The organism is Psychrobacter sp. Ps2, from assembly GCF_022129405.1.
Lineage (GTDB): Bacteria > Pseudomonadota > Gammaproteobacteria > Pseudomonadales > Moraxellaceae > Psychrobacter.
Genome location: NZ_JADQAM010000032.1, coordinates 1 through 5816, shown reverse-complemented (window position 1 = coordinate 5816; position 5816 = coordinate 1). Strand labels below are relative to the sequence as shown.

The window sequence follows — 5816 nt, the reverse complement described above, 5'->3', positions numbered from 1 at the left end:
CAGTATAGGTGATGAGCTGACCAATCAAGAGATTGTAGGTATATTTAAATGTGGTAATCAAGGAGGGATGAGAAGGAGCAAGCGTGAGAACTGCCTTATCCTTATAACTGATCATACAAAATCTTTGTATGATGATCATATTGATTCGAAAGGGATTTTACATTATACCGGTATGGGAACAAAAGGGGATCAGGACTTAAATAAGTCTCAGAATAGAACTTTAAATGAATCTAAAGGTAATGATATTAAGGTCTATTTTTTTGAAAAATACGGTTATAAATCCTTGTATAGATTTAATGGTGAAGTCGAGCTAGATGGTGAACCGTATGAGGGAAAACAACATGATGAGCTAGGAGTGCTTAGAAAGGTCTATATATTTCCTCTTAGACCAATTACTACAGAGTCCTTCCCTTTAATTGGAAATAATGAACTTAATGAGACGATAGAAATTAAAGAGAAGAAAACTAAAAGGCTATCAAATCGCGAGTTAGCTGAAAGAGCTACTAAATTAAATCATACTTTATCTACTATTAACACCTATAGAAAAGTCATCTCAAAACAATATGACCGTAATGAATTTGTCAAAGAATACGCCCGAAGAAGGGCAGTAGGACAATGTCAATTATGTGATGAATTAGCGCCTTTTGAAAGTAATGGAGTTCCATTTCTAGAGGTCCATCATGTTGAATGGTTAGCAGAAGGTGGTCCTGATTCTGTAGATAACGTTGTTGCACTTTGCCCCAACTGTCATAGAAAAATGCATGTTATAAATAAACCTAAAGATGTGCAGAAGTTAATTGATAAAGCTAAGGAACTCTTGAGCCTTGTCTAAGAAATGACTAGTAATTAACCCATCATTCAAATACAATTGAATTGCTACTGAATAGTGATTGAATGATTATTCAATCACGGTTAATACAACGGCTTATTTAATAGGACTCGTCATGGTAAGAAGTAAAGATAGTAATTTTGTTGGCAGAATTGGTGAAGAGGTTATTAAGCAACAAGAAATTAACGATCAAGATTTTAATTTAGTTATTACAAAGGATGCAATTAGAGAAAATACTAATAGAGTTAAAGTTAGGGGCGTTATTCTTGAGGAATATGCAGATGCGCTTAATAAAATGATAGGAGTAGAAGCTTCTGTCAAAGGTAACAAGGTAGTAGTGAGCGCTCAAAGCGAAGCCAACCAAATATTTCAAGAGCGGTATAACTCTTTAGACGATCTAATGAAGAGCAATTCATCAATAGAAAATGAAGAAGATTAGTTTTCTTTTTAAATCTAGCTCAGTTTTATGTTTTATTAAAAACAATATTCCAAGCGGTTTTGTTCAGCTCCAAGTACGTAATATGACCTAGGCATAACTTTTCAGAGTGATGTACGCCTTAAATGGCGTGCCTTTACGAGGAAATTGCTAATTGACGAAACAATAATGAGAGCGTAAACTCAAGTCCTAGAAACGAGTAACCCCCAGTGATTGGCGTCACTAGGGGTTAGATGAATTTTAATCTGTGTCAGCAGATATAAAACCCACCATATTCGAACGGTCATTTTATATCAGCAGGCGCATCAACACAAGTGTGCGTGATGTTAATACTACCGGAAATATACGAAACACTCCCCCATAAGCCCTATTGCACCGATGATTTAGGTAATCTTGTCATTCGCCCTAGGCAAACTGCCGTTAAAATGCGGTACATCCAGCATAACCCTCCTTGCATGACCCACTTCATTTGCTTAGACATTGACCACGAGCATGGCGCAATGCGTTGGGCAGAAGAATACCTACCACCGCCACGGTGGACAAGCCAAAATCCTGAAAATGGACATGCTCACATCGTCTATGAGCTAAAAACGCCTGTTTGCACCAGTGAGCATGGCAGCCGTAAAGCTCTAGAATATCTCGCTAAGATACAAGCAGGATTGGTCAGAGCCACTCGCGCAGACGTCGGTTATACCAACTTCATCACTAAAAACCCGATGCACGACCATTGGCGTACTGAGGTATGGACGAAAGAAGCTTATGAGCTAAATTACCTAGCCGAGTTCGTTGATCTCAGACCCTTAACGAGCACAGAAAAAGAATATGGACTTGGTAGGAACTGCTCCCTGTTCGATATCGTTCGCCATTGGGCCTATTCTGCGATTAGAGAGCATCGAGGCAAGACTTGGGAGCAATGGTACCATTCCGTGCTTAAACACGCTCAGAACGCAAATATGATGTTTTTAGAGCCGTTACCGTACTCAGAAATCAGAGCGACAGCTAAAAGCATCGCAAAATACTGTTGGAAGCGTGATTCCTACCATTACAACGAGTTTATTTATCGTCAGGCACTTAAAGGTAGTAAGGGTGGCAAGGTTTCTAAACGTAAGGTTGTAGCGACTTCAGCGCGAACGTTAAAACCTTGGGAAGAATTAGGTATAAGTAGATCTACATACTATAGAAAAAAATCAAAAAAATAGTGAGACCAGATAAGCCTAAATCAGATAACAGCCTTTTTTATGCAATCTTTGCTGGTGCTTGCTTCTTTTTATTCTCTGCTTAGGCTATTCCTGTTGCCCTAGTGTTCTCGCTACTCTTTCTGTTTTGTCCGTAATGTCTATCGTTGCCTAGACTTAGGGCCTTGTAACTTTATGTTGACTGTTGTTTCTAGCTTGTGTATAAATGTTCCCCTTTTGGGTGGCCTGCTGCCCTGTTCTGCTAGTTCTCAATTTTACAATTTAGGGATGATTATGAAAAAGACTGCTTTAGTTATTGGTATGCTCGCTCTTCTCTTGCAAGGCTGTGCTACTCCTCATGTTATGCAGACCAAGCAAGTTAGTGATGTTAATCTATCTTGCACACAGATCTTAAGCGAGATATCAGAAGCAGATAAATTTGAAGCAGAGGCTCGTGCTGAACGTGGTGTTACTGGTAAAAACGTTGTTGTTAGCTTATCATTCTGGCCTGCTTTGATCGGCACCTATTCTAATACCGATGAAGCAATAAAAGCAGCGAAAGAACGCCGTGCTAACATGACTAATCTTTACGAACAAAAGAAATGTAAATAGCGTTACGCTAGCTATAAAAAACATAATTTTTAATAAGAGGCTTGAGGTTTAATCTCAGGCCTCTTCTATTTTTGTTCTAACTTAACCTTACAATCTTTTCCTATTATGCTTTTGTCTTACGCGGTATGTTAGTTTTAAGCCAGCATATACCGTGGGTACAATATCCACTACGTTACTATTGACCCAAGGCATGCCGGTAAGGGGAAACCCCTTAACCCCAACCCCTCACAAAAAGCCGTGAGGGGTAAAAACAACCGCTATAGCGAGGTTAAAATGGCAAGGACGAAATGGCTAAAAATTAGAGTGTCGGATCAAGAAATTGCCGACATTAAGAAGCGGACAGGCGCACATGATATGTCTAACTACGTCCGCAAATTGGTACTCGATCAACCGATAGCCCCGCTCGAACCCAAGCACAAAAAAATCGTACACAGTGCCGACCCAGAATTGGTGCGAGCCATTAATCGCATTGGCATCAATATTAACCAAATAGCCAAGCAGACCAACACAGGGCAAGAAGTCGGTAACGCCGTATTGATCGCCTTACTTGATTTGCAGACCACGCTAGACAAAGCACTAGCATCGAGCGTGCCCGATGATCGTTAAATTCTTCACTCATGGCACTGGTGGCAGTAAAGGGGTGTTTGATTATTTGCTTAACGACAAAGAGCAGCCAGACGGCAAACGCCTTGGTGCTGAAGTATTGAGAGGCGACATAGAAAACCAAGCCTTGCTCATTGATAGCCTCGACTTTAAGCAAAAATATACCAGTGGTTGCTTATCGTTCACCGAGACAGCGGATGAAGTCACAGCAGAACAAAAAAACGCCTTGATGGACGGCTTTGAGGAAACCCTTCGAGCAGGGCTAGACGTTGATAGAGTTGCCGTTAGCTGGATTGAGCATCGAGACAAAGGCAGATTAGAGCTGAACTTTGTCTTTGCCGATGTGGATTTAGAACATGGCAGAGCCTTTCAGCCCTATATCCACTACCAAGACAAGCGCAGGGTCAACGCATGGAAAGACATGCAAAACATCGAGCATGGCTTTAGCGACCCCAATGATCCAGCCAAAAAGCGATTAATGGCGCAGCGTGACAACTTACCAAGAGACATTAAAGACGCAAGACAAGCCATTACTGACGGTCTAAAGGCATTGGTGGTTGAAGGCGTAATAGCCAGTCGTGACGACGTTATTCAAGCCTTAACGGATGGTGGCTTTGAGATAGCACGAGAGACAGACAAAGCAATCAGTATCAAAAACCCAGATCCCACAGCAAAACGAAATATCAGGCTAACAGGCGGACTATATGAGCGAGGCTTTAAATTTAGCAGAGAAGTTCAAAGCGAAGTCACAGCAGCAAGCGAAAGTTATCGAGGAGGAAGTCGAGAACGCTACGACGCAGCTAAACAGCTTTATGACAGCGAAATTACAAGAAAGCGAGACTATCATCAAGCAAGGCATGGACAGCCTAGACACGAGCAACGAGCAGTTGCTCACGACGTTAGCAAAGCATCAAACCGATATGAGTACAGCCCTCGAAACTTATATGAGCAACGTCCAAGCCCATACCACCAAGCATTTAAACCAGTTCGCAAAAGACATAGAGAAGACGATAGAAGCCTACACACAGCATATAGCGCAACTGATAGAGCAGCGAGAAGACCGGATAGCGAAGGTCATCAAGTCAGAAATGAGAAAATGGATAATAGTCACCAGTATCGTCGCAATCACCGTAATGATATTCGGCATGATGATAGGAGCAATGCTGGTCAACAAGTTCTCGAAGCCGACTTATATCATTCAAAAATCGCAGCCACAATCGCAGACACAGCAGCCCCCCATCAACTACGGGCAGAGGTAAGTCATGGACAAGAGACTACTAGAGCAAGTACAGAAAGCCCTACAAGCACAGCAGGACACGATCAAACGCCAAGAGCAGATGCTAGACGACCAAGAGCAATACATGGAGCAGATGCTCGACAAGAAAGATCAAGATATAGCGGAATTAACCGCCTCATTGAACAAATTGGCACAGACGAAGACGCAAGAGTTAGAACGCTTACCAACGTTGTTCAAGGAGTTGCAAGCTTCAATGACAGAACAAACGAACGTGTTCAATGGTTGGATGGCGCATCGGAAAAATCACGTGACAACGCAAGCAACGTTGATAAGCGAGTTACTAGCTTTAGGGAACGTACAAATTCAACTCGTAGAGCAGTTGAAGACGTATCAGAGCACGATAACACCGCCCGACTATCTAGAGAGCGATACGACGCAATTAGAGAGCGATACCGTGAAGTTGGAGTACGGATTGAGCGAATTAGTGAACGCACAGAGCAAAATAGAGCAGTCACAAGCGAAAATCAAAGGCTCACAGACAGAAATACAGAGGGAGCTGAAGGAATTAAGCACATTGCTGGACAAGTCAGAGAAGTGATCAAAGCTAAAGAGCAAGAACTTGAGCGTACTAGAGCGCCTACAAGGTCACGATCTCCAGGAATGGGTCGATAGTTAAGACAAAAATTCGGTTTAGAGTGGTTCCGTAATTAAGTTCTAAATAGAGTAATCTATTAATAATTTTAGATGGGTTTGGCAGTCCAATACACTGGTTCCACTAGTGTATGCTTAAAAGTTAATATTTTTATTATAGGGTGAGTTTGCATATGGAAAAGAAGCCAGAAGATATCAGTATAGGTGATGAGCTGACCAATCAAGAGATTGTAGGTATATTTAAATGTGGTAATCAAGGAGGGATGAGAAGGA

At 41.7% G+C, this 5816-nt stretch carries 6 protein-coding genes; all 6 read left to right on the top strand.

Annotated features, from left to right (window positions below; translation table 11 throughout):
- Window positions 1-832, top strand: an 832-nt coding sequence (locus I3254_RS02290) for an HNH endonuclease signature motif containing protein (RefSeq protein ID WP_238050862.1), incomplete at its 5' end; no start/stop codon positions are given.
- Between the two features lie 112 nt (window positions 833-944).
- Window positions 945-1268, top strand: a complete 324-nt coding sequence (locus I3254_RS02285) for a hypothetical protein (RefSeq protein WP_201540968.1) — start codon at window positions 945-947, stop codon at window positions 1266-1268.
- A 320-nt stretch (window positions 1269-1588) separates the two neighbouring features.
- Window positions 1589-2464: a replication initiation protein gene (locus I3254_RS02280; RefSeq protein ID WP_238050860.1), complete on the top strand. Its 876-nt coding sequence runs from the start codon at window positions 1589-1591 to the stop codon at window positions 2462-2464.
- A gap of 270 nt (window positions 2465-2734) precedes the next feature.
- Complete coding sequence (locus tag I3254_RS02275; RefSeq protein WP_238050858.1) at window positions 2735-3052, top strand: YgdI/YgdR family lipoprotein; 318 nt, start codon at window positions 2735-2737, stop codon at window positions 3050-3052.
- A 273-nt stretch (window positions 3053-3325) separates the two neighbouring features.
- On the top strand, window positions 3326-3658 hold the full coding sequence (mobC, locus tag I3254_RS02270) for a plasmid mobilization relaxosome protein MobC (RefSeq protein ID WP_238050857.1): 333 nt from the start codon (window positions 3326-3328) through the stop codon (window positions 3656-3658).
- Entirely contained in the window at window positions 3648-5564 is a 1917-nt protein-coding gene (locus I3254_RS02265) for a relaxase/mobilization nuclease domain-containing protein (RefSeq protein ID WP_238050856.1), read from the top strand. Before mobC ends, I3254_RS02265 begins: the two co-directional genes overlap by 11 nt.
- Window positions 5565-5816: the final 252 nt, after the last annotated feature.